The 24,923-nt window shown below is 40.0% G+C and carries 17 protein-coding genes and 1 pseudogene; 14 read left to right on the top strand and 4 right to left on the bottom strand.

Annotation, left to right across the window (positions count from 1 at the left end):
* Window positions 1-421: 421 nt before the first annotated feature.
* Window positions 422-769: pseudogene (locus JOC94_RS22775) on the top strand (hypothetical protein); the annotation flags it as partial.
* 201 nt (window positions 770-970) lie between these two features.
* Here JOC94_RS22775 and JOC94_RS02345 read toward each other — a convergent pair.
* Window positions 971-2,197 (bottom strand): DNA glycosylase AlkZ-like family protein, encoded by a 1,227-nt coding sequence (locus JOC94_RS02345; RefSeq protein WP_205178393.1) that lies wholly within the window; start codon window positions 2,195-2,197, stop codon window positions 971-973.
* 488 nt (window positions 2,198-2,685) lie between these two features.
* Between JOC94_RS02345 and JOC94_RS02340 the strand changes: the two genes are divergently transcribed.
* From JOC94_RS02340 to glnA, 6 genes are all read left to right on the top strand, one after another.
* Entirely contained in the window at window positions 2,686-3,474 is a 789-nt protein-coding gene (locus tag JOC94_RS02340; protein ID WP_205178391.1) for a helix-turn-helix domain-containing protein, read from the top strand.
* A gap of 256 nt (window positions 3,475-3,730) precedes the next feature.
* A complete protein-coding gene (gltB, locus tag JOC94_RS02335; protein WP_205178389.1) occupies window positions 3,731-8,230 on the top strand; it encodes a glutamate synthase large subunit in 4,500 nt (1,499 codons plus the stop codon).
* Window positions 8,231-8,252: 22 nt separating this feature from the next.
* The gene (locus JOC94_RS02330) at window positions 8,253-9,731 is read left to right on the top strand and encodes a glutamate synthase subunit beta (RefSeq protein ID WP_205178387.1); all 1,479 of its coding nucleotides are present in this window, start codon (window positions 8,253-8,255) and stop codon (window positions 9,729-9,731) included.
* Window positions 9,732-9,750: 19 nt separating this feature from the next.
* Window positions 9,751-10,992 (top strand): LL-diaminopimelate aminotransferase, encoded by a 1,242-nt coding sequence (locus tag JOC94_RS02325; RefSeq protein WP_205178385.1) that lies wholly within the window; start codon window positions 9,751-9,753, stop codon window positions 10,990-10,992.
* A gap of 14 nt (window positions 10,993-11,006) precedes the next feature.
* A complete protein-coding gene (gene dapF, locus JOC94_RS02320) occupies window positions 11,007-11,864 on the top strand; it encodes a diaminopimelate epimerase (RefSeq protein ID WP_205178383.1) in 858 nt (285 codons plus the stop codon).
* Window positions 11,865-11,911: 47 nt separating this feature from the next.
* The gene (gene glnA / locus JOC94_RS02315) at window positions 11,912-13,237 is read left to right on the top strand and encodes a type I glutamate--ammonia ligase (RefSeq protein ID WP_205178382.1); all 1,326 of its coding nucleotides are present in this window, start codon (window positions 11,912-11,914) and stop codon (window positions 13,235-13,237) included.
* Between the two features lie 576 nt (window positions 13,238-13,813).
* Here the strand turns inward: glnA and hisF are convergent.
* Together hisF and hisH are read right to left on the bottom strand one after the other, a co-directional pair.
* Window positions 13,814-14,593, bottom strand: a complete 780-nt coding sequence (hisF, locus tag JOC94_RS02310) for an imidazole glycerol phosphate synthase subunit HisF (RefSeq protein ID WP_205178372.1) — start codon at window positions 14,591-14,593, stop codon at window positions 13,814-13,816.
* Window positions 14,594-14,608: 15 nt separating this feature from the next.
* A complete protein-coding gene (gene hisH / locus JOC94_RS02305; protein ID WP_205178370.1) occupies window positions 14,609-15,208 on the bottom strand; it encodes an imidazole glycerol phosphate synthase subunit HisH in 600 nt (199 codons plus the stop codon).
* 313 nt (window positions 15,209-15,521) lie between these two features.
* Between hisH and JOC94_RS02300 the strand changes: the two genes are divergently transcribed.
* Window positions 15,522-15,743, top strand: coding sequence for a hypothetical protein (locus tag JOC94_RS02300; protein ID WP_205178368.1), 222 nt, complete (start codon window positions 15,522-15,524; stop codon window positions 15,741-15,743).
* Window positions 15,744-16,424: 681 nt separating this feature from the next.
* Here the strand turns inward: JOC94_RS02300 and JOC94_RS02295 are convergent.
* On the bottom strand, window positions 16,425-17,174 hold the full coding sequence (locus tag JOC94_RS02295; protein ID WP_205178361.1) for a cyclase family protein: 750 nt from the start codon (window positions 17,172-17,174) through the stop codon (window positions 16,425-16,427).
* A 302-nt stretch (window positions 17,175-17,476) separates the two neighbouring features.
* Between JOC94_RS02295 and JOC94_RS02290 the strand changes: the two genes are divergently transcribed.
* From JOC94_RS02290 to JOC94_RS02265, 6 genes are all read left to right on the top strand, one after another.
* The gene (locus JOC94_RS02290; protein WP_205178359.1) at window positions 17,477-18,271 is read left to right on the top strand and encodes a YwqG family protein; all 795 of its coding nucleotides are present in this window, start codon (window positions 17,477-17,479) and stop codon (window positions 18,269-18,271) included.
* 161 nt (window positions 18,272-18,432) lie between these two features.
* Window positions 18,433-18,681 carry a CotD family spore coat protein gene (locus tag JOC94_RS02285; RefSeq protein WP_077111194.1) on the top strand — a complete coding sequence of 83 codons (249 nt, stop codon included), beginning with the start codon at window positions 18,433-18,435 and terminating at the stop codon, window positions 18,679-18,681.
* 443 nt (window positions 18,682-19,124) lie between these two features.
* Window positions 19,125-20,468, top strand: coding sequence for a hypothetical protein (locus tag JOC94_RS02280; protein ID WP_205178357.1), 1,344 nt, complete (start codon window positions 19,125-19,127; stop codon window positions 20,466-20,468).
* Between the two features lie 316 nt (window positions 20,469-20,784).
* Window positions 20,785-21,897, top strand: coding sequence for a mandelate racemase/muconate lactonizing enzyme family protein (locus JOC94_RS02275; RefSeq protein WP_205178355.1), 1,113 nt, complete (start codon window positions 20,785-20,787; stop codon window positions 21,895-21,897).
* 1 nt (window position 21,898) lies between these two features.
* On the top strand, window positions 21,899-23,293 hold the full coding sequence (locus JOC94_RS02270) for a YfcC family protein (protein WP_205178353.1): 1,395 nt from the start codon (window positions 21,899-21,901) through the stop codon (window positions 23,291-23,293).
* 38 nt (window positions 23,294-23,331) lie between these two features.
* Entirely contained in the window at window positions 23,332-24,456 is a 1,125-nt protein-coding gene (locus tag JOC94_RS02265; protein ID WP_236016940.1) for an amidohydrolase, read from the top strand.
* The last annotated feature ends 467 nt before the right edge of the window (window positions 24,457-24,923 follow it).

Here is a 24,923-nt window from a genome sequence, read left to right as displayed (position 1 = left end):
TTTCTACATCTAATCCAAATTATCCTTCTCAAAATTTTTCCGTTTGCATACACAGAAGAACTTTCGTAGGCAATATAAAAACATAAGTTTGGGATGGAGACTATGGACAAAAAATGGACAGCAGTAATGCTGCCGATTTGAGTGTTGATTACGAACGAGTGAAAAAAGCCGCGACTGGATGAACAAAGCTGGGAGCAGATCAATGAAGTGTTACATACGGTGATTATGGGTTGCCTGTTATTTTTACTTTGTGGGTCGATGGTTTTTTGAGGAAGTGGAGGGAATTTTTCATTATATTAACGAAGTCAAGAAGATGGTCCACGTTGTTGATATATACGGAAATGTTCAAATAATTAAATTGTCGATTCGGTGTCAAGTTTGCAAATAAAAATTTGCGAGGATTATTCTTTCTAAATAAACAAAATACATTTTAAGTCGCCTTAAATTGTTTCACTCTGACCGGGGAAGTGAGTTTAAAAGCAGCGTGATTGTTCAAGACTTAGGTACGTTTGATATCAAACTGTCATTGTTTGAAAAAGGGGCTGCGTACGACAATGCGGTCGCTGAGGCGACAATTAAAATCATTAAAGCAGAGTTCGTTAGTGGCAGAGTTTTTCCTTGCCAACAATTACTTGAATTTGACTTTTTGATTCAACAATTTTCGTATAGAAGGATCGTTAAACCATTTTACACCAAATGATACAAGTTAATGCACCTTTCATTTTTTGTACAGTTTTGTTTTGACATGCCAATATACTTATTACAGTAATTAGCTGGGATAATGATAAAGAAGTTAAATTTGAAACAATGGATGGCTAGAGAGAGTATGGAGAAGTTCAATTTCAGAAGCTGCGAGGTGACCACTATACATTTTTAAATGCGCCAACGGAGCTGTTAGATCTTATTTCATCAAAAATTCAGGAGAAATAAAAATGCGAGGTACCCGCTTTATGAGCACCCGTTTACTCTTCTAGATGCTTATTTTTTTAATAAGTGATTTAGGTGAAGTAGTTTCTATGACAATATTTTTAGCTTTATGAAACACGGCAAACTGTTTTAAGGCTTTTCTTAGTTCGTTAAGTAATTTTGAATCTATTTTTATGTGACTTTCTATCTGAAGCAGTTTAATTTGTAATATATTGCTCTTGCGCAAATATTTAGGGTCGATTCTACCAATTAACTTATCACCATAGAGTATTGGCATTGCGTAATATCCAAATTCTCTTTTCGATTCGGGAAAATAAATTTCCCATTTGTAGCTGAAGTTGAATAAATCCTCTATTCTAGACCTTCTCCATAACAGATTATCCAAGGGGGGAAGAAATTTAACGGTAGAACAATCAGTATACTCATCTGATGTTTCCAACTTTTCTACATCTTCAGTTAAAATGTAATATTGTCTTTTTACATTTTTTATGTCGACTGGGATGACTATCCCTTGATGTAAAAGTTTATCTCGTATTGCTATGCGTTCTTTTGCGGTAGTTTTAAACCAACCAAATCTTGGATCTTCAAAGTCAAAAATACGATAAGCCTTCATATATTTTCTTATTAACGCTTCTTTTGAATCATTGATACTAATATTTGAGCGTTCATTTAAAAAAGATTTAGGCACATGATTTTCTGTAGCAGTATAGAATTTTTCATTACCGTTTCTTTTTGCTACTGTAATTTTACCTAAATCAAATAATATATTTAATGCTAATGTAGTTTCTTTTGTTGTAGGTTTTGCGTTGTCCCAATATCCTTTCACTATTTTGTCCGATTTTAAAGCCCTTGAAGGTAGCGGTTCACTTTTCATCATTTGATCCATTACCTTCTCCATTATTTCATTAAGACTTTGAGTGGATGTATGAATGGTATTTATATAAAAATCTTGTATTATCTTAAATTTAGGAAAGTCCTCTATAGGAATAATGCAAGCGGCATTAGCTACATATTCAAAGAGGTGACGGTTAGATATTAACTTTTCAAGTATTTCTACACGGTAGTTTGGCTGTCTTGCTTGAAGGACTAAATGATGATTTCTTTCTACGGCAGCAATGGGGTCAAGCTGTATACATTCTAAATTTCTAATAATGTTTAAAGCTAACTCTGATTCATTTTTATTAGATGGAGTCTTTGAATCATTCAGCAGTTGGAAGTCTAATAGAAATCTTTTAGCATTGGTTTTGGTGGTTGAAATGTTAGATATCATTTCTTGTCTCCTTTTCTGTAATTTGGTAAGTCTATATAAGATTTTAACATAAAAATATAGGGTATTTTTTGAAAATTTTAAATAAGGGGTGTTTGTAAATAGATAATAAAAAAGGAAAGAGTCCAATAAGAGGAGTAATCGGTCATAAAAATTATTTAAAGTGGTCATTAGCTGTTCAATTGATGAGGGCACCTTCGTTAATGACCTCACTTGCTTTTGTCATTATAGGGTATTATGCAACAGGGAGCCACACTGTTGGTGGATTGATAATACATTTTTGAGTCAAATAACCTTCTAATGTTTACACTTTTCCATACCTAAAACGTTTTCTATATACATATTGGGGAATTAGGTATATTCTTTTGTGAAAACTACTAAGATGAAACTAATTATATTTACACTCATCTAAGACGGACCGGTTGCTAAATGGGGCTTGATACGATTAAATGATACAGAAGGTTTTTCATTTTCGAAAAGGAGGGAGTTGGATGCTTTATCTGAATCCAGACGATTTTGTGTTGAAACCGGCATTAGCCACTATTCATTGTGAACCGAATTGGAAGTGGAGAAAAAGAGCTACTCCCATGCCTAATTATGATTTATTTTATGTTTGGAGTGGTGAGGGTACTGTTTTACTAAACAACAAGCCATATCATGTAGGGAAAGGTCATTGTTTCTTGTTTAGGCCAGGTGATGAGACGGAAGCGACACATAATCCCCAAAATCCCCTAGTGTTAACGTATATTCATTTTGATATAGCTGAAACACCTCGATTGATCCCTGCCTCACATCGAATTCTAGAAAATACGATTAGTTTTGAATCGCTGTTGACCCAATACGTTCGTTTGTTCTTAGTGAAAACATATGGTGCGGAAATTGAAGGGAGATTGATTTTGAAGCAGTTGATGATTCATCTATTAAGGGAAGAGCAAGAAAAGGAAGAGAAGTTGGGGGATGCCAGTCATAGCTTATTGGAAACGATTCATGAAATCGCCAATTATGTTCAACAACATCCTGGAGAGCCGCATACGATTGAGAGTTTGGCGGCACGCGCCAATCTTTCTCAGCGGTACTTTTCTCAAAAGTTTAAACAAATCATTGGGCAGACGGTTAAGTCATACATCGTTTATTCTCGTATAAAACGCGCAGAACATCTACTCCATTTTACCGGCATGACAGTAACGGAAGCTGCATATGCCCTTGGTTATAATGATTTGCATTTTTTCAGCAGGCAGTTTAAACAATACACTGGTAAAAATCCTTCTGAAATTAGGTGAACAATTTTAAATAAACTGGAACAGGTTGCTAGGGGATTTCATCAAGATTCCCCGGCAACCTTATTTATTGTACGGACAATACATGAATAACAGGATAAAAATGAAAAAATGAACATTGTCCATTCTAAAATGCAATATTGCCTGCTTGTAGGGTTATCAAAAAAGTGTAAATGATTCACCAATAACTCTAAATACATTTGGCTTCAAATTGATTAACATAAAAAAATAGATAAAGGATATAAGGGGAGGATACGATATGCATCGGACGTGGACGATAGACAAACAAGGGATGTATGATCCTCAATTAGAACATGATGCTTGTGGGATTGCCCTGCTTGCGCATATCAGTGGTAAGCCAACTCACTCGATTGTATCCCAAGCATTAATGGCCCTTGAAAGGCTTGATCATCGGGGAGGGCGGGGCGCAGATCAGCTGTTAGGGGATGGAGCTGGTATTTTAACCCAAATTCCTCATGAATTTTTTCAAGCGGAGTGGGAAAAAGCGGAAAAGCGTCTACCCGATGCGGGGAAATACGGCGTAGGAATGTTCTTCCTTCCGCAGCAAAAAAACGCCAGACAGCGTTGTGAAAAAATCATTGAACATACAATTGAAACAGAAAAATTGGGATTGCATGGTTGGAGGACGGTGCCAATAAATGATGGTAATCTACATCAGCAGGCAAAAGAAACACAACCGGTGATCCGCCAAGTATTCGTGAAATCTCCATATGACGAACCAGGGGATATAAAGTTTGAAAGAAAATTGTATGAAGTTCGCAGAAAGATTGAAAAGGTACTTAAAAATGCTCAGTTCGCCAATGATGAGCACTACTATGCTGTCAGTTTTTCAGCGAGAACGATTATTTATAAAGGTTTACTGCTGCCTGAACAATTGAAAGATTATTATGTTGATTTAAATAGTGAATTATATAAGTCGGCGATGGCGCTGGTCCATAATCGTTTTAGCACGAATACATTTCCGAGTTGGCAAAGGGCGCAGCCCAATCGTTACACCATGCATAATGGTGAAATCAACACGATAAAAGGAAATGTGAATTGGATGAATGCCAGAGAAGCAACATACAAAAACGACTTAATGGAAAAAGTTGAAATTGTGCGGCCGATTGTTGATATGGATGGCAGCGACTCTGCGATGTTTGATAATGTGTTGGAGTTTCTCGTGTTATCGGGATGGTCATTGCCGCATGCCATGATGATGATGATTCCGGAACCATGGAAAAATAATGAAAAAATGGATGAACAGAAAAAGGCGTTTTATCAGTATCACAGCAGCTTTATGGAACCATGGGATGGGCCGGCCGCAATGGCATTTACGGATGGAAAACTTGTGGGAGCATGCCTTGATAGAAACGGGTTAAGGCCAGCGCGCTTTATTGTGACGGATGATGATTTTATATGTCTTTCCTCCGAAGTGGGGGTTGTTGATATTCCGGAAGAAAAAATCAGCAAAAAAGATCGTTTGAAACCGGGACAAATGCTTTTAATAGATTTAGAAAATGGCCGTTTATATGAAGATGAAGAAATCAAACAACTGATTATTTCCCAGAGACCTTATCAGAAGCTCGTGGAAGAAAACATTGTACCTTTAGAACATTTTACAGAAAATACAGCTCAAGCCAAGGAAATATCGGATGGAGAAACGCTTCGCAGACAGGTGATCTTTGGCTATACAAATGAAGAGTGGGAGAAAGTGTTAAAACCGATGGCCATGGATGGTTACGAACCTATTGGTTCAATGGGCTATGATGCGCCTTTGGCCATATTATCAAGGAAACCTCAACTGTTATTCAATTATTTCAAGCAGAAATTTGCTCAAGTCACCAACCCGCCCATAGATGCGATCCGGGAAGAGTCTGTTACTTCAGTTGAAGTCATGTTAGGACCCGACGGCAACTTATTTCAACCTACACAAAAGGGATTTAGAAAAATACGTCTGAATACACCGATTTTATTAGATTCAGAAATGAGAAAAATAGGCGATTTACAAACAAAGGACTGGATGGCGGCACGTATTTCAACTTTATTCCCCAGTCAAGGAGATTTGGGAGTCGCGGTCGATGAGTTGTTCCAGAGAGTAGATGAAGAGATTGAACGCGGGAGCAATATCCTCATTCTCAGTGACCGAATTGTAAATGAAGAACTTGCGGCGATCCCTTCATTACTTGCAGTATCCGCCGTTCATCATCATTTAATTCAAAGCGGCAACCGAAGCAAAGTGAGTTTAATTGTAGAATCCGGAGAACCGAGAGAAGTACATCATTTTGCGGCGTTACTTGGATATGGCGCCAATGCCATATGCCCTTATCTCGTATACGAATCACTTCCTTTATTAGTTGAAGAAGAGGAAGATAGTCTTTCCATTGATGAGGCGTCCAGAAATTATGTGAAATCAGTCACAAAGGGCATCATGAAAATAATGTCCAAAATGGGCATCTCAACCGTTCAAAGTTATATGGGTGCGCAAATCTTTGAGGCTTTGGGGATAAGTCAGGAAGTGATCGATCGTTATTTTCCAAATACATCTTCGAAACTTGGTGGAATGACATTAGAAGATATCGCGAAAGAAGTCCGTTTGCGCCATGAATGTGCATTCCATTCGGAAAAAGCAGATTTGGAAACCGGGTCGGATTTTCAATGGCGTTATGACGGGGAGATACATTTATTCCAACCGAAAACGATCCATACGTTACAACATGCCGTTCGCACAGGAAAATATGAAATATACAAAGAATATAGCCGCCTGTTACAGGAGGAAATCAGCCAACAGACGACACTGCGTGGCTTACTGGACTTCAATGATGAAAGAAAACCAGTGCCGATCGAAGAAGTGGAACCGATTGAGTCAATCTTTAAAAGGTTTAAAACAGGGGCGATGTCATACGGATCGATTAGTAAAGAGGCTCATGAAGCAATCGCGATTGCGATGAATCGAATTGGTGGAAAGAGCAATAGCGGTGAAGGTGGGGAAGACCCGAAAAGATTCAAACCAATGGAAAACGGTGATTCCAAATGCAGCAGAATGAAACAAGTGGCATCAGGAAGATTTGGGGTTACGAGCCACTATCTGGTGAATTGTGATGAAATCCAAATTAAAATGGCCCAAGGAGCCAAACCCGGTGAAGGGGGGCAATTGGCAGGTCACAAAGTAACACCTGAAGTAGCAAAAACTAGGGGATCGATTCCAGGCATTGAATTGATATCGCCGCCACCCCATCACGATATTTATTCCATTGAAGACTTGGCCCAACTCATTTATGACTTAAAAAATGCAAATCCTAAAGCAAGAATCAATGTAAAACTCGTTTCAGAATCTGGAGTTGGAACCATCGCCGCAGGTGTGGCCAAGGCGAAAGCGGATGTGATTTTAATTAGTGGTTATGATGGCGGAACTGGAGCAGCTTCCCGTTCAAGTATCAAACATGCTGGTATGCCTTGGGAGTTGGGGCTTGCTGAAACCCACCAAACATTAAAGCTGAATGGGTTGAGGCATAAAGTGACACTGGAAACGGATGGAAAAATGATGAGTGGACGAGATGTGGTCATAGCCGCTCTTCTTGGCGCAGAAGAATATGGATTTTCAACATTACCACTTGTTTCCCTTGGCTGTATCATGATGAGAGTTTGTCATTTGGATACATGTCCAGTTGGAATCGCGACTCAAAACCCCATCCTTCGTAAAAATATGGTCGGTACGGCGGAACATGTTGTTCATTTGATGCATTTTATTGCTCAAGAAATTCGTGAATATATGGCTGAATTAGGGTTCAGAACATTGGATGAAATGATAGGACAGACTCATTTATTGAAACCTGCTCCATCAGATAATTGGAAAGCGCAAAAACTTGATTTGTCGCCCATTTTATATGATTTCCCTTACGACAAGCACTCTAAAGAAGAGCAGGACTATGAAATGGATCAAACTTTGGATAGGCGTGAACTGCTGCCCATTTACCATGAGGGATTAAAAAATGCCCAACCGATTCATGCGGTGCTATCAATTTGTAATACGAATCGCTCCGTCGGAACGCTGCTGGGAAGTGAAATTTCAAATACATTCGGATTGGAAGGATTACAAGAAAACTCGATAACGTTTCATTTTATCGGTTCAGCCGGTCAAAGCTTTGGGGCATTTTTACCAAAAGGAGTGACGTTGACATTAGAGGGAGACGCCAATGATTACGTCGGAAAAGGATTATCTGGCGGGAACATGGCCATTTTTCCCTCACCAAAATCCACTTTCTTGGCTGAACGAAACATCATCATTGGTAATGCGACATTTTATGGGGCAACGAGCGGAAAAGCATATATTCGCGGGATGGCGGGGGAAAGATTTTGTGTAAGAAATAGTGGTGCCCATGTAGTTGTCGAAGGAATCGGCGACCATGGTTGCGAGTATATGACGGGAGGCAGTGCAGTCATCCTTGGAGAAGTAGGCCAAAACTTTGCGGCAGGAATGTCAGGGGGAATTGCTTATGTTCTCGTAGACGAAGTAGAAACTTTCCAGAAACAATGCAATCAAGAACTTGTCATCATTGAACCTTTACAAGATAGGGAAGAAATGAATGTTGTAAAAGAACAAATCAATCAACATTATCAATATACAAAAAGTACGAAAGCCGCGGAAATCTTGGAAAAGTGGGACTGCTTTGTCTCCCATTTTGTGCGGGTGATTCCGACAGAATATAAAAGAATTCTTGCTGAATCCGGGAAAAACGGACATTTGCAATACAGCTGAATGTAGATAGGGGGTTAGGTAGATGGGAAACATAACTGGGTTTATCGACCACCGAAGGAGTTCAGAACTCTATCGTGACCCGCTGGAAAGAGTGAAAGACTGGAAAGAGATCGCCCAGCTTCCTTCTGAAAAAGTGTTACGGGAACAGTCTTCTCGTTGTATGGATTGTGCTGTTCCCTTTTGTCAAAATGGCAGTGAGTTGGCAGGGATGACAACGGGGTGTCCGCTTTATAACTTAATCCCGGAATGGAATGATCTCGTTTATAAAGGAAGATGGAAGGAGGCGTACGAGCGCTTAAGCCGGACAAATCCCTTCCCGGAATTTACGGGACGTGCTTGTCCGGCCCCATGTGAAGGCGGATGTGTCGCCTCGCTCGCCAATGATTCTGTCACCATCAAAAACATCGAACGCGCCATTATTGATAAAGCATTTGAAAAAGGATGGGTTCAACCCCAAATTCCTAAACAACGGACAGGTAAACAAGTGGCCATTATCGGATCTGGTCCTTCCGGGCTCGCTTGCGCCTCTATTTTAAATCAACAAGGACACATGGTGACGGTTTATGAACGTGCGGATCGGATCGGCGGCTTGTTAACATACGGAATCCCTAAGATGAAAATTGAACAACATGTTGTCGAGCGCAGAATCAAGTTAATGCAAGCAGAAGGAATTCAATTTGTTCCCAATACGGAAGTGGGGAAGGAACGATCGCTTGAACAATTACGTTCAGAAAATGATGCGGTTGTCCTTTGTATCGGCGCCACTCGGCCTCGGGATTTGGCGATTCCGGGAAGGGAACTTGAAGGAATCCACTTTGCCATGGATTACTTACATGCAAATACGAAAAGTTTACTGGATTCCCATTTGGCTGATGGAAACTTTATCTCCGCAGAAGGAAAAGACGTCATCGTCATTGGAGGTGGAGATACAGCAACAGACTGTGTTTCTACCGCCTTGCGTCAGAACTGTAAAAGTCTTGTGCAATTTGACATTTATCCGATGCGGCCTAATAGCCGATCTGATGACAATCCATGGCCGCAATATCCACTTATTCATAAACAGGATACGGGTCAGGAGGAAGCTGCTAGTGTATTTGGGCGGGATCCGAGAGTGTTTGCCACAACAACAGTAGAATTTGTGGGTGATGGGAACGGAAATGTAGCAGGGGTAAAAAGCGCCAACATTCAAACAACTTTTATGGAAAATGGTCAAAAAGTAAGAGAAGTGATTCCCGGAACGGAAAAAATGTGGCCAGCACAATTGGTGTTACTCGCTGTAGGCTTTGAAGGCCCTGAAACAGAAATGTTCACCAATAGCAATATAACAGTGAACCATCGTTCTAATATCGCAGTCAAAAACGGCACATATCACACACATGAAGAAGGTGTTTTTACAGCAGGAGATGCCCGAATGGGTGCCAGTTTGATTGTTTGGGCGATTCAAGAAGGAAAAGAAGCTGCTATGGAATGTCATGATTATATGATGAGAAAGATGTCGTGAAAGTGTGGAGGAATCAATTATGTTGGCAATGGATTATATACAACAACTTTTTGCGGACCGAATAGGTGGAGCACAATTTGGTGTTAAAGATGAAGTTTATAAGTTTGAGAAAATAAAAAGAGCGAAGAAGGTGGCGCAGCAAAACAATCCCGGCAAGGCATTAATCGATCTTGGTGTCGGTGAACCGGATGACATGGCGGATGATAGGGTCATTGGAAAATTGGCAAACGAAGCCAAAAAACCAGAAAATCGTTTTTATGCTGATAATGGAATACTTGAGTTTAAGCATGCCGCGGCATTTTATATGAAAGAAGTATTTGGGGTAGATGATCTTGATCCAGAAGAAGAAGTGAATCATGTCATTGGTTCAAAATCGGCATTAGCCATGCTGCCAACAGCATTTATCAATCCTGGTGATATAACGATCATGCCTTCGCCCAACTACCCGATTTTAGGCACTCATACGAAATATCTAGGTGGAGAAGTTGTACAATTACCGTTGCTAGAAAAAGACTCTTTTCTTCCAAGACTTGATTCATTGCCTGAGGACATATTGAAAAGGTCTAAATTACTTTACTTAAACTATCCGAACAATCCAACAGGCGCTGTAGCGAATCGGGCATTTTTCGAAGAGGTTGTGTATGTTGCCAAAAAACATGAACTGATCGTTGTCCATGATGCCGCATATGCCGCGCTTGTATTTGACGGTCAAAAGCCGCTCAGCTTTTTATCGGTTCCAGGTGCAAAAGAGGTTGGCGTTGAACTGCATTCTTTATCAAAATCATTCAATATGACAGGCTGGCGCATTGGTTTTATCGCGGGTAACCGGAAACTTGTTTCAGCATTTGCAACGGTAAAGGATCATTATGATTCGGGGCAATTTATTCCTATTCAAAAAGCTGCAGCTTACGCTTTATCACACCCTGAAATCACAACACAAATTGCAGAGAAATATTCACGGCGCCACGATGCTTTATCAGCCATTTTACGTGAAAGTGGATTTCATGCGAAAAAACCAAAAGGCTCTTTTTTCTTATATACAAAAATTCCGAAGGCAGTAGAAAACGGTCCGCAATTTCAATCAGCAGAAGATTTTAGCCAATATTTAATACAGGAGCATTTGATTTCGACTGTTCCTTGGGATGATGCCGGTCCATATGTGCGTTTTTCAGTAACTTTTCAAGCCGATCGCCGGGAGGAAGAACAGCGCATTTTTGATGATATAAGAGCAAGGCTTAGCACTTCCAAATTCGTCTTTTAAGGGGGAATGAGGGGATGATTTTTACGAAAATGCATGGATTGGGAAACAATTATATTATTTTTAATCAATTGGACGATCCAGACAATGTACTGGAAGAACGAGAATATCCAGCACTTTCAAGAAAGGTTTCTGATGTCAATTTTGGAATTGGTTCCGATGGTATCATTCTCATTTGCGCATCGCAAATGGCTGATTTTAAAATGAGAATTTTTAATGAAGATGGTTCCGAAGCGAAGAATTGCGGGAATGGTCTACGCTGTGTCGCCAAGTTTGTATTTGACCACATGTACGCGACGAAACCCCGCTTTACGATTGAAACATTGAGTGGTGTGGTAAGTGTTGAAGTGGAATTGGATAAAAAACAATTTGTTCAATATGTCAATGTGGATATGGGTGAGCCGAAATTATTAAAAGGAATGATTCCTATGGAAGGTGATCCTTTCGTTGCGGCAATAAATGAACCTCATACCTTTGGGGAAGAAGAGTATTTTTTGACTTGCGTCTCGATGGGCAATCCCCATGCAATCATATTTGTTGATGAAGTGAATGCTTTTCCGCTGGAGAAAGTGGGACCAGTCATAGAGCATGCCAGTCTATTTCCGGAAAGGGTCAACGTAGGAATTGTTCAAGTGAAAGGACGTCAGGAGATGGACTACCGAGTATGGGAGAGAGGATCAGGGATCACAATGGCTTGCGGTACTGGCGCTTGTGCTGCGGTAGTTGCCGCTACAATGAATGAATTTCTTGATAAACACGTGCCAATCACCGTTCATCTTCCTGGAGGAGACTTGACGGTAAGATGGGACCAACAAGGTCATGTTTGGAAAAGAGGAGAAGCTACCTATATTTGCCATGGTGAATTAGAATTATAACATTCCTTTTTAGCTAAAAATAATGGACAACAAGGAGAGCTGAAGATATGAACAGAGAAAAAGTACTTGAAATGGTAAGAGAACATAATGTCCGGTACATCCGTCTGCAATTTACGGATTTATTTGGAACGATCAAAAATGTGGAAATTCCCGTTAGCCAGTTACCAAAAGCTTTAGACAATAAAATGATGTTTGATGGTTCATCGATTGAGGGGTTTGTCCGAATTGAGGAGTCAGACATGTATTTATATCCCGACTTAGATACATTTGTTATTTTTCCTTGGACATCAGAAAAAGGAAAAGTAGCCAGACTGATCTGTGATATTTATCATCCCGATGGGACGCCATTTGAAGGAGATCCCCGTAATAATCTAAAAAGGGTTTTAAAAGAAATGGAAGAACTGGGGTTTACCGATTTCAACGTTGGCCCTGAACCTGAATTTTTCTTATTCAAACTGAATGAAAAAGGTGAACCAACACTCGAATTAAATGATCATGGCGGTTATTTTGACCTTGCTCCAACCGATCTGGGGGAGAATTGCAGGCGTGATATTGTGTTGGAATTAGAAGAAATGGGCTTTGAAATTGAGGCATCCCACCATGAGGTGGCCCCGGGTCAACATGAAATAGACTTTAAATATCAAAATGCTTTAAGGGCGTGCGATGATATTCAAACCTTTAAATTGGTCGTTAAGACGATTGCCCGTAAACATGGTTTGCTGGCAACTTTTATGCCAAAACCAATGTTTGGTATAAATGGGTCGGGGATGCACTGTAACTTAAGCTTGTTCAAGGGAGGAGAAAATGCTTTTTATGACCCGAATGGGTCGTTGGAAATGAGTGATACAGCGAGAAGTTTTTTGGCAGGAATATTAAAGCACGCACCAAGTTTCACAGCCGTTACAAACCCAACTGTCAATTCTTATAAGAGGCTTGTTCCGGGTTATGAGGCGCCTTGTTATGTGGCCTGGTCGGCAAAAAACAGAAGCCCGCTTATTCGTATCCCGGCTTCACGCGGCTTAAGCACCCGTGTAGAAGTCCGCAGTGTCGATCCTGCTGCGAATCCTTATCTAGCAATGGCTGTGCTATTGGCTGCCGGATTGGACGGAGTCAAAAATAACATAACAGCACCTGAACCAGTAGACAAAAATATTTATGTGATGACAAAAGAACAGCGCAAGGAATATGGCATCGTTGATCTGCCAGCCACGTTGGCACAAGCGCTCGAATTGCTAAAGACGGATGAAGTCGTTACGAATGCTTTAGGCAGCCATTTGCTTGAACACTTTGTAGAGGCAAAAGAAATCGAATGGGATATGTTCCGGACCCAAGTACACGCATGGGAAAGGGAGCAATATATGACACAATATTAAGGAGGCATTTTGGAAAAAAAGTGATGGCGAAGTATGAGGAATGGTCGCAATAAGGGAGTTTTACGAAAGAGTTAGCATCATGATCTTCTATATCATAAAAAAGAGGCCGAATCCGAAAAAACACCGGGACAATCATTCATCACTAATATGTGAAATCATTACAGAGCAAAAAGGGAAGGATTTTCAGATGGCACTTCTTTTAAAATTTATTGGGTAGCGCTGTCGAAAAAGTCCAATTTAAAGCAAATGCATTTAAAACTTAAACCCCGAGAATGTGAACAGCATTTTCGGGGCTTTGCTTTTCAATGACACCCTAGCTATTTTTTACTCATATGGTTTCAAGGAATCGCAAATTCATCGGGCATCCCAAGTTGACTGATCTAAGCAACTCAGTCATAAAGGCTGTTAGACTGTTACAGAATATTTAGCAAGGCTAAAACCCAAGGAATGTAACATTATCCTTGGGTTTATTTTGTCCGGCGGTAACTGGCAGTATGACTCGAAAGGGGCGATAAAAATTTTCATCGCCCGATCGGCTTAACTAACAATCAGCAGTGCGCTGATTGAAGCTTTGTTCTATATATGATTACGTACAGGGATATCATGATGTATCAAGTATTTCTTGATATCCCTAACGGTTAACTCTTCGTAATGCAATAATGAAGCAACTAATGCCGCATCTACATTTCCATCTTTAAATGCTTCGTGGATATGTGCTACATTTCCCGCACCACCAGAAGCTATGATTGGAATGTTAACGGCCTCTGTTAATGAATGCAGCAGTTCAATATCATAACCATTCTTCATTCCGTCTCGATCAATACTTGTACAAACTATTTCTCCGGCTCCTAATTCCTCCGCGCGGCAGGCCCATTCAATCGCGTCCATTCCACTACTTTCATGTGCTGAATGTGTATATACTTCCCAGCGAATAATTTCACCGTCGTTATTTTGAATCGGCTTGGCATCGAGTGCCAAAACGACGCATTGCTTGCCAAAAATATCAGCTGCTTCCGTTAATAATTCTGGCTTCTTGACAGCAGCTGTATTAACACCCACTTTATCAGCTCCAGCACGTAACACATGCTTGAAATCATCAATGGCGCGAATCCCCCCTACGACAGAAAACGGGACATATAAATTTTCCGCGACACGCCGAATCCATTCATACTTAACATCATGACTGTGTAATGAAGCCGTCGTGTCTAAATAGAGGATTTCATCGGCTCCTTGTTCAGCATATTTCTGGCCCAGTTCTGCTGGATCTCCAATAACCGTAGGGTTCCGAAATTGCACATATTTAACAGCTTGGTTATTTGCAACATCAATTGCTGGAATGATTCGTTTTTTTAGCATAAACATGCTGCCTCCTTAGAAATTGCCGCAAAAGTTTTCTAATATTGTCAGTCCCGCTTCTGCGCTCTTTTCAGGATGAAATTGTACACCAATGACATTGTCCTTTGCGATTACTGAACAAAAATCTTGGCCATAATCTGTGATCCCAATCGCGTCGGACTCATCATTTGGCTTGACATAGAATGAATGGACGAAATAAAAATCTGATTTATTCGGAATATTGCGGAAAATGGGATGCTGTCTTTTTTGATGAACTTCGTTCCAGCCCATATGAGGAACCTTTATGCTTTTTTGAAAGGGGTAAACGGCTCCTTCAAAGATTGATAGACAATCTGCATCATTTTCTTTACTATATTCCATTAAAAGCTGCATACCCAAACAAATGCCGAGGAATGGGATTCCTGCTTTTATCGCTTCTGTTATTTTATCATCCAATCCATGGAATCTAATCATTTCCATTGTTTTTCTCGCGTTACCCACACCAGGGAAAATGATTTTATCAATTCCTGTAAAATCCCTGGGCTCAGCAATGATTTTAGTTGGAAAATCAAGCTTTATTACAGCTTTTTCAACACTATGCAAATTGCCGGCTCCGTAATCTATAATGCCAATCATAAAACGACCTCCCATCTACCTGACATACTTATTTTACTTTATTACACTAATGAAGTAAAAGGTTTTTTGTAAACATCATTATACTATTTTGGTGATGCTTTATTTTCCACTTATGGCAATAAGTAAAGAGCTTCCTGGCTTGACCTTGTTGTACTACAGGGAATGTTTGGCAAGATCAAACAAGAATGTTAGGTTTTTCCCGCGTCTTGCAAAAAATACGAAAGGGAACATCTTGCATTCTTCAAAAACAATTATGTCGAAAAGTCGATTTTTGTTATAATGTGTAATTAACTATCGTATTGGTGGTGTAGCAATGAACTTAATGGATATTCAACCGATTGTGCAAAGTATCGCAGAGGCGACGGCAGCAGTGTTGAAAATTGAAGTAGAGATTGTGAACCATGAGTTTATTCGTATTGCATGTACAGGGGAAATGCAAGTCGATATTTTGAAAAAATTGGAAGGTGATCGTGTTTATAAAAGCGTTTTCGCTAACAAAAAACCAATTGCCAATCGCTCCATCTCCCTACGTTGATAAATAAAAGGACTACTGCGCAACTTTTATAGCTGAATAAGCTAAGTTTGGCATATTGAAAAGCATTTATTTAAACGGCAAATATACCTCACAGTTAAATGGTGAGACACGAACGATGTCAAACTTCTCTCTGAGTGCGTTTCCATTGCAGATTATGATGGATAAAAAATGTATACGATTGCTGCTTGTGATCACGGATTTTATCTGATGTCATTGATAAAGCGGCTCGGTTTCGCAAGAAACATATTTTTTGCAATGTAAGGCGACTTTATTGGAAAGTACGACCACATAAATAATATTAACTCGATATAGCATGGAGTCAGCCAGAGGTAGTGCTTGATCCGACTATCACTAAGCAGGTTGGCGAGATGAACGATGGCATAGAAAGTGTCATTTTATTATTAGGAATATTCAAAACACTATAGATGACGAGCAAATATTCGAGGTAGTGAGTGTCCATGTGCCGGCGCTATATAATGCACAAAAATAATCCCCGTATGTTTTTAGGCTTGTAAGCGGGGATTTTTCCTTTAGTAGTAACGATAATTGGACAATTCGGCGGGCTTTATTTCATCGTTTCCTTTTCAATTTGTCTTAGTTATTTTTTCTCGCTGTTGATATATGTAAAATGGTCTGGGTGCAAGAAACTTCCTGCAAGGTTTGCGCGCAAATAGGATAACGTTATGATTCAGCTTCAGGCAAGATGGCAAATGAGCGAACAGGGAACCCCGAGGCGTTTTCTGGTTTCGCTACGATGTTAAAAATATAAGCACCTTTGGCCGGAACTCGATCCAAATTGGCCATAAGCTCAATTTGGTAAGTGTCTTGATCAAGAACGTAATATTCTCCAATTAATGCGCCGTTTTTTTGGAGTTCCATAGCCGAGTCCGTGTCATATGTCTCATGGCCAATGGCTTGAATCTTTCTTTCTTCAAATAAAAACTGTAAGGCATCCATACCCCAACCGGGAATTTGATTATTTCCTTCCTCGTCTTTGTTATTGAAGGCATCTTTATCGGGCCAACGCTTGCTCCAGTCTGTTCTAAGGGCTACAAAGGTGTTTGGCTCAATTTTTCCGTGAATTTTTTCAAAAGCGAATAAGTCGTCGATGGATAAAGTAAAATGATGATTGTTTTCAACTTCTTTGGAAACGTCGATGACGATGAGCGGGAGAATAAGTTCTTTTAATGTAAGCTCGTGAATATAGCGAGTATCACGGATAAAATGAATGGGAGCATCAATATGAGTTCCATATTGACCGGCAAATGAAAATTGTTGTGCGAAAAACCCTTCATCATGGTTGAATAACGTTTCAAAAGTTGCGTCATTGAAAGCCTCAAAATGGGGTGTGTCGGGACCGAAAGCATGTGTCAGATCTACCCATTTTCTTTGTTTTATATATAAAATAGCTTTAGCTAATTCATGTGGCATAGTATTCCTCCTTTTTATCTCCGTAAAAAAACTTCCTTATATAAAACCAGCATCTTTTTATCTCTATAGAAGTTAGCCCCGTTTTTTCCAACCTGTTCTTTATAAGGCCAATACTGAGGATCAGATATTTGTTTTTTAATAACACAATAATTTCAATATTTTTAAAAGTCAAGCAGTTCTGGGTTGCAGTTTAATAAAATGATACATTACGATTTTAAGGGCCGGAGTAGGGCAAGAAAATGCTATACTTTTGCTTTTTTTTACAGTATAGTAAGAACGAATGTTCCGAGGGAGGGGAAGAAATGAAACTACCACAACAATTACAGCCTTTTGCCAAAGAATTAGCAGAGAGCAAAAAGCCGAGTCTTATGATTCACGGGAAAACTCGAAGCACGACACCTTTGGAAAGTAAGTTCGGGGGGCGCCCGTATTGGCTTAAAAAGGAGCCCTATCCAACAGCCAAAAATGGAGATCCCTTGCGTTTGCTGGCGCAAATCAATTTTAGTGAAATGGAAGTATCAATCCCTGACTATCCAACGGCAGGCATTTTACAGTTTTTTGTTGCCGACGACGATGTGTATGGCTTAGATTTTGATGATATGACGAATCAAGATACATTCCGTGTCGTTTATCATGAAACAATTGAGTTTGATGAGTCGAAATGGATGACGGAATTTCCCGCGTTTAGGGATGACAGTTATTTTCCCATAGAAGGGGAATGTGTATTATCCTTTGAGCGTTCAGAAGAAATTGTGTCGGCTAATGATTATCGTTTCAACGCTATTACGAAAGTCGATGCCTTATTAGATCATGCAACAGATGAAGATGATGATATGCACGACGAGATCATGGATGCGTATTATGATATCGCGGATGGACAAGGTTCAAAGCTTGGAGGATATCCGTTTTTCACCCAAGAAGATCCAAGAGCGTACGGTGACTACCCAACTTTTGATACCCTCTTATTGCAAGTTGATACGGATGATGATTTGAACATTATGTGGGGAGATGCGGGAGTTGCAAACTTCTTTATTGCGTTGGATGACTTAAAAAAGCGGGATTTTTCCAAAGTGCTTTACAACTGGGATTGTCATTAAATATAAAATATGGCGCAGAATGCACTACTTGGGAAAAAAGAAGTAAAAGTCTGGCAACATGACTATTTTTGACAAAATATGAAATCTCGGGCTTGTCGTCTAGACAAGTCTTCCCCTTTCTTCATATATTATATTAACATTAGAAAGGGGGTTCTTTTATTATGGGTTCAAATTGCCATGATAAAAAAAGAGAAGAGACAATCGTTAGCCCTACTAAAAAAATTGTAAGAAGAAAAACAAGAAAACGAGTCAGAAAGCATATTCATCCAACTGAAGTTATAAATGTCAATAGAACGATTATTAGAAATGAACATTACTATCCGGTTTATGAAAGGGAAGTTAAAGAAACGATTGAAGAAAACTATAATTGTGGAAGAAATATAAAGAAGCCCAGATGCAGGCGATATTAGAATGAATGGCAACCATTGATGAAAACCGAAAGCGCTGTCCTGATTGAAAAAGGATGGCGCTATCTTTTTATAGCAGGGATAAAGGGAAGAAAGATTTGGCTTTAATAGAGTAGACGGATTGAAATGCTTAGATTAAAAGTGTGGAAAATAAAATGAAAATTCCCTGTTTTTTTGCGGTTGGGTCATTGAAATACGTGTTTTCGCCGCCAGTCGTGTCCCATCTTGGTCGCACTCTTTATGGATGCGTTAATTGAAATCGGACAAATTCTTAGCCTGTAACGATTACTACATCAAAACGGCAACTGTAGTAAAAAGTACAGAATTACTTGATGTAAGCCGCTACTTCTATAGTGGAAGACTTCCATATAAAACCCGACTTAGCAAGTCTACGGACTTTTAGATACAATAAGGAAGAAGATTTTGTATATAGCGGGGTGAAAGGCATGGTGGTGAAGGTTGGATATATTGGTACGGCCCATTCCGTTCGGCGAATTAGGAAGTTGGCAGAATCCCTCCCTGGAATAAAGCTTATAACATATATTTATGAAACGCCAACGGATGTAAAAAAGTTGCATCAGCAAGCGACTCAAGAAACGGATGTTGTTTGTTTTTCAGGCATCGTTTCATATTATTATCGGGACAAGGCGCTGGAAGGAGCAAAGCCTGTTACATTCCCTCCTTTTCATGAGTACATGATCGTTGCTTCGATCATGAAATGCCTTTTACATGATAAGATCCATATACATGACATTTCCATTGATCTTCCAAATCGAGACGCATTGGAGCGCTTGTCGAAAGATATTGATTTTCAGTTGCATGATAAGCAAATATATGTTTATCAGTGGATTTATGATGATGCCATCAGCAAGGATTTCAACTTTAAGGAGATAGCGAATTTTCATCTCGAACGATACAGGAGCGGCCAAACGAAGATGGCCATCACTAGCGTTCACTTTGTATATGATATGTTGAAAAAACAACATATACCCGTCATATATATGGTCGACAATGATCAAATTCAAGAAGAGGCATTATATGATGCCTATGAACGGGTCTTGTTTTCACGTCTTCAGGATGGAATGATTGCCGTGATGTATTTATCATTGCAAGATAACCGGCCTTTTTCAGAAAGCGACTATGATGTCATCTACTCCTACTTTCAACCGATGGTCAGTTTCCACCAAAGCAAGCGCCTTAAATTAAAAAATAAACATATGATCGTGTTGATTTCTACACGAGGATTTATTGAAAAAAATCTACTAGATCAAGCAAATAAGAACTGGCTAACGGAACTGGAAAGAAACCTTGATAAGCAGATTTATTTTGGTGTTGGCTATGGAAGACAGCTTATAGAAGCGGAAGAAAATGCCGGGCAAGCGGTGCAAATTGCTCTGAGTAAAAAGGAAGGCAATGGATACATACTGACTGAAACGAAAGAAAAAATCGGGCCTGTTTTTGGGGAAACGAAACACGAGAATATTCGGATGACTGATGAATGGATGCAACAAATCGCTCATGATATAAAAGCGAATATGAAAACATTGCAGCGCTTTTTCAGCTTTATGAAAACAATCGACTTTCAACCATTCACTGTCAATGAGCTGGCGGCTTATACACAAGTCTCCATTCGAACATCTGAACGGTTCGTGAAGCGGTTGTATGAAGCAGGATATATAGAACTGTATGGACAAGAGCAGAGTTATCATATCGGCAGGCCAAGACAAGTTTATATTCTCCGTAAACATATAGAAACGGCGCTGCGCAGGAGATTGGGGAATCTAAGCTAAAATGAAGATGGTTATGAGGGGCTGGGATATAAGTTGAAAGCTGATTGATATTCGTAAAATCGTGAGAATAAAACCGTTTGAAATCAAGGTTTTTGCACGGGTGGTTTCATGCGGTCTATTCATTTTTACAGGATTCTGTTCCCGCCCCGTTTTGATGGACCAACAAGGACACACTAGTCCGGTATTTGAAGCAGATGATCAATCTAAATGGTCAAAAGCCATTGACAAGCAACAAAGTTTATTATAGTTTGTTTTTATATTAGCGACATCAAAACGACATTTATTTGAAAGCGATGTCAAGAAGGAGAGATACAAATTGAAAATAACCAAAGCAGAAATTTTCCAAATTGATTTACCCTTAAAAGAACCTTTCATCATTTCGTACGCTTCTTATCATTCCATGCCAGCCATCATCATAAAGTTATATACAAGTGAAGGAATTGTGGGTTATGGAGAAAGTGTTCCCGATGAACATGTGACGGGAGAATCGGTATATAGTGTATTTCACGCGTTAAAACATCAACTACTTCCGGCGGTGATGGGAGAGGATCCGAGAAACATTCGGGAAATTCACCAAAAAATGAACACCGCATTGGTGCGAAATGGTGCGGCAAAAGCGGCGATTGATATTGCCTGTTATGACATTTTGGGAAAAGTCAGTCAATTACCTGTTTATATGTTGTTAGGAGGAAGGAAAAAAGAACAGCCGTCTATTCCGAAAGTATTGAGTATTTTAGAACCAGAAGAAGTTGCCCAACAAGCGTTAAAGGCGAAAGCGGAAGGGTATCGAGAAATCAAGATGAAGCTTGGTATTGACCATGAAAAGGATATTGCAAGAGTCGCAGCTGTCAGAAATGCGGTTGGCGAACAGGTGCTCATTCGTTTAGACATTAACCAAGGATGGGAAAGTGTGCAAAATGCCCAACAAATGATGCGAAAGTTAGAGCCATTTAATATATCTTGGGTGGAACAGCCTATCGCCGCGATGGATGTATCTATGTTTAGAAGTTTAAAAGAGAAAAGTACGATACCGTTGATGGCCGATGAAAGTATGGTAACGGCACAAGACCTAAGGACTTTGACGGAACATCGCTCTGTTGATTATATAAACATCAAATTAATGAAGAGTGGTGGAATCTATCCGTCTTATAAACTCGCAACTCAAGCTGAGTTATTCGGAATGAAGTGCCAAATCGGATCGATGGTTGAATCTAGCATTGCTTCTGCAGCAGGATTTCACGTGGCGCTGGCAGGAGAAAATATTGTGTCTACGGAGCTATCCGGGCCTACCAAGTTTACGATTGAACCGGGGAATTTGCAATACTCTTTGCCACACGTAAATATAACTGATCATCCTGGATTAGGCATCTCTGTCGATGAGGACATCATTGAAAAACTATGTATAAAAAAAGAGGGGTTGACAGGCTAGTATGAAAGAAAAAAGGTGGGTCATCCCACATACGTACGCCATTATTTTTACCATTATTCTGATCGTTGCGATGGGCACATGGCTGATACCGGCGGGAGAGTATGAAAGGCATGAAATTGATGGAAGGCAAGTTGTAGTCGAGAATAGTTTTCATTATGTGGAAAAAAGTCCTGTATCCTTTTTTGAGATTTTCACATCCATTCCACTAGGTATGGAAAAAGGAGCAACCATTATCTTTTATATTTTTTTAGTGGGTGGAGCGTTTGGAGCAATCCAGGCAACTGGCGCAATCGATTCAGGCATTCACAAGCTTGTGGTGAAAATGGGAAAAAATGAAAAATTTTTAATACCTGTCGTCATGCTTATCTTTTCCATTCTTGGTTTCACTACTGGTATGGCGGAAGAGTCCATTATTTTTGTTCCGATAGGAATCGCCATTGCAAGGGCTTTAGGTTATGATGCCGTCGTTGGAACAGCAATGATCTCTCTGGGAGCTGCGAGTGGATTTATAGGCGGAATGATGAATCCGTTTACAGTAGGGGTGGCCCAAGGTATAGCTGAAATCCCTATCTTTTCAGGGTTTGCGTTTCGGGCAATTGTTTATATTTTTATACTGAGTGCCGGTATCATGTATGTCATGCGTTATGCAAGCAAAGTAAAAAAAGATACATCACATTCGGTTATGTATGAGGTAGAGCAGCAAGTTAGTACAGTTGATAAGAAAGATATTCATTCGGGTTTTCAAGAAAAATTTACGAAAAGACATATGCTTGTTCTTTTTACATTAGCTGGCGGGATCGGCATTAATATGTACGGAGTATTCAACTGGGATTGGTTTTTAAATGAATTGGCGGCTTCTTTTATTGTGATTGGGCTTATTGGCGGTATGATAGGCGGATTAGGAATCAATAAAACCTTTTCCTCTTTTGTAGAAGGCATGAAATTGGTTGCTTTTGGAGCATTAATCGTGGGTTTTGCCCGTACGATTCTTGTTGTTATGGAAAATGGCGTCATTATTGATACAGTCATTCATTACCTCGTCAATATCATTTCCGGTTTGCCGGCAACATTGAACGTTATCGGCATGTATGTGTTCCAGATTTTCCTGAATTTCTTTATTCCGTCGGGCAGCGGACAAGCAGCAACAACGATGCCTTTAATGGTGCCATTAGCCGATTTGTTGGGAATTGAACGGCAAGTAGCGGTATTGGCATTTCAATATGGTGATGCCATCAGCAATTCAGTGATTCCAACATCCGCAGCATTGATGGGCTACTTGGCAGTTGCGGGAATTCCGTACGACCGTTGGGTCAAGTTTATCTGGAGACTCATTATCATTTGGTGGGCAATAGCCGGAATAGGATTGGTTATGGCAGTATTGACAGGTGTAAAATAACAAAAATACAGCAAATAAAAAAATGGAGTGATTCGGTTTTGGAAAGAAAAGAAATGTACGCGTTATGGGAGCACTTGCATGCAAATCCGGAAGTGAGCTGGGAAGAAAAGGAAACATCGGCTTATTTAATCAAGTTTTTTGAAGATCATGGATTTCGCCCGGTCCCATTCGCATCTATACCAGGTTTTTACGTAGATGTGGGAAACGGCAGTCCAAAAATAGGACTGCGCGCCGATATGGATGCTTTGCTGCAAGAAGTGAACGGACAATTGCAACCGAATCATTCTTGTGGCCATGACGCTCATATGGCAATTGTTACCGCGGTTATGCTCCGCTTAAAAAAAGTAGAGTCAAAGCTATCTGGAACAGTTCGGGCTATCTTTCAACCGGCGGAAGAGCTTGGCAATGGTTCTGTCAAAGTAGTTGAAGCAGGGTGCGTTGATGACCTTGATTACTTATTTGGAATCCATCTTCGGCCTCAAAATGAATTGCCATACCCACATTGTGCTCCCGGGATTCAGCATGGCGGATGTGTCTTTATCAAAGGGAAAATAAACGGAGCGGACCATCATGGAGCAAGACCGCACGAAGGGGTAAATGCAATTGAAGTAGGCCATGCGATCCAACAGCAGATTAAGGACATTCATACATCTCCATTAGTGCCGGCAAGTATTAAAATGACTAACTTTCATGCAGGAACAGAAAATCTGAACATTATCCCGGGAAAAGCAACATTTGGATTGGATGTCCGCGCGCAATCTAACACAGTCATGGATGATATAAAGAAAAAACTGACCAGGATTTTCACGCATTTAGAACAAATTTATAAAGTGCCGATAGACATTGAATTCGTTGATGATGTTCCGGCAGCTATCATCCACCCTGAAGCCGAGCAAATAATGGGTCAAGCCATTATAAAAGTGTTGGGCAATGGCAACTTTGTGCCGGCCATTGAGACATCGGGATCAGACGACTTTCATTTTTATACTTTGTTAAGACCGGATATGAAAGCGACTATGCTCGCTCTGGGAGCCGATGTAAAGCCCGGCTTGCACCATCCGAATATGACCTTTAAAAAAGAAGCAATGGAAAATGGTGTAGAAATACTCACAACGGCATGTTTACTGTCTTTAGAAAGAAATGGAGAAAAACGGAATAACTGAGTAGCAGGGGAATGAGAAAAGAATAAAGCTTATGACTCCAACAGATCAGTGTTCATATGAAAAAATAGATTTTACGATAAATGGTTCCCTCATGTACTAGAAAAGTACAGAATCATAGAGTTTATTTAGGGTAGCCTATTCACTTTTTTTCCAACAAATTTATGAGACGGACACATCAGGAGCTGCTAGTGTTAATCTCAAATTATTGCCATTTAAACGCTTGCCAGAGGACTTTTATCCCTTTTCAACTTTAGAAAATGACAAGGTTTGAACGCAATTTTTGCTGGGGAAAATGAAAATGGCCGCTCAAAAAATCTTTCTACAAAATGCTTCAATCATCTTTGTGCTGAAAAATAGCTTGTTTGAGTATTGCTTCCCTAATTTGTATTTCTGTAGTATGCGGGGCTAAAATACACTTATGGATTACTGATTATGGATAGAAATAGTACAAAATGAGGCTCAGATCG

Source organism: Siminovitchia thermophila (genome assembly GCF_016909185.1).
Taxonomy (GTDB): Bacteria; Bacillota; Bacilli; order Bacillales; family Bacillaceae_C; genus Siminovitchia; species Siminovitchia thermophila.
The sequence above is the reverse complement of the archived record's forward strand: the minus strand, read 5'-3'. Positions and strand labels throughout refer to the sequence as shown.

What these genes read in the sequence shown, in the direction of transcription:
- hisF (WP_205178372.1), bottom strand. Translation starts at nt 14,593, where the DNA reads ATGCTAAAAAAACGAATCATTCCAGCAATTGATGTTGCAAATAACCAA.
- dapF (WP_205178383.1), top strand. Translation starts at nt 11,007, where the DNA reads ATGATTTTTACGAAAATGCATGGATTGGGAAACAATTATATTATTTTT.
- JOC94_RS02300 (WP_205178368.1), top strand. Translation starts at nt 15,522, where the DNA reads ATGAACTTAATGGATATTCAACCGATTGTGCAAAGTATCGCAGAGGCG.
- JOC94_RS02345 (WP_205178393.1), bottom strand. Translation starts at nt 2,197, where the DNA reads ATGATATCTAACATTTCAACCACCAAAACCAATGCTAAAAGATTTCTA.
- JOC94_RS02330 (WP_205178387.1), top strand. Translation starts at nt 8,253, where the DNA reads ATGGGAAACATAACTGGGTTTATCGACCACCGAAGGAGTTCAGAACTC.
- hisH (WP_205178370.1), bottom strand. Translation starts at nt 15,208, where the DNA reads ATGATTGGCATTATAGATTACGGAGCCGGCAATTTGCATAGTGTTGAA.
- JOC94_RS02285 (WP_077111194.1), top strand. Translation starts at nt 18,433, where the DNA reads ATGGGTTCAAATTGCCATGATAAAAAAAGAGAAGAGACAATCGTTAGC.
- JOC94_RS02340 (WP_205178391.1), top strand. Translation starts at nt 2,686, where the DNA reads ATGCTTTATCTGAATCCAGACGATTTTGTGTTGAAACCGGCATTAGCC.
- gltB (WP_205178389.1), top strand. Translation starts at nt 3,731, where the DNA reads ATGCATCGGACGTGGACGATAGACAAACAAGGGATGTATGATCCTCAA.
- glnA (WP_205178382.1), top strand. Translation starts at nt 11,912, where the DNA reads ATGAACAGAGAAAAAGTACTTGAAATGGTAAGAGAACATAATGTCCGG.
- JOC94_RS02270 (WP_205178353.1), top strand. Translation starts at nt 21,899, where the DNA reads ATGAAAGAAAAAAGGTGGGTCATCCCACATACGTACGCCATTATTTTT.
- JOC94_RS02280 (WP_205178357.1), top strand. Translation starts at nt 19,125, where the DNA reads ATGGTGGTGAAGGTTGGATATATTGGTACGGCCCATTCCGTTCGGCGA.
- JOC94_RS02295 (WP_205178361.1), bottom strand. Translation starts at nt 17,174, where the DNA reads ATGCCACATGAATTAGCTAAAGCTATTTTATATATAAAACAAAGAAAA.
- JOC94_RS02290 (WP_205178359.1), top strand. Translation starts at nt 17,477, where the DNA reads ATGAAACTACCACAACAATTACAGCCTTTTGCCAAAGAATTAGCAGAG.
- JOC94_RS02325 (WP_205178385.1), top strand. Translation starts at nt 9,751, where the DNA reads ATGTTGGCAATGGATTATATACAACAACTTTTTGCGGACCGAATAGGT.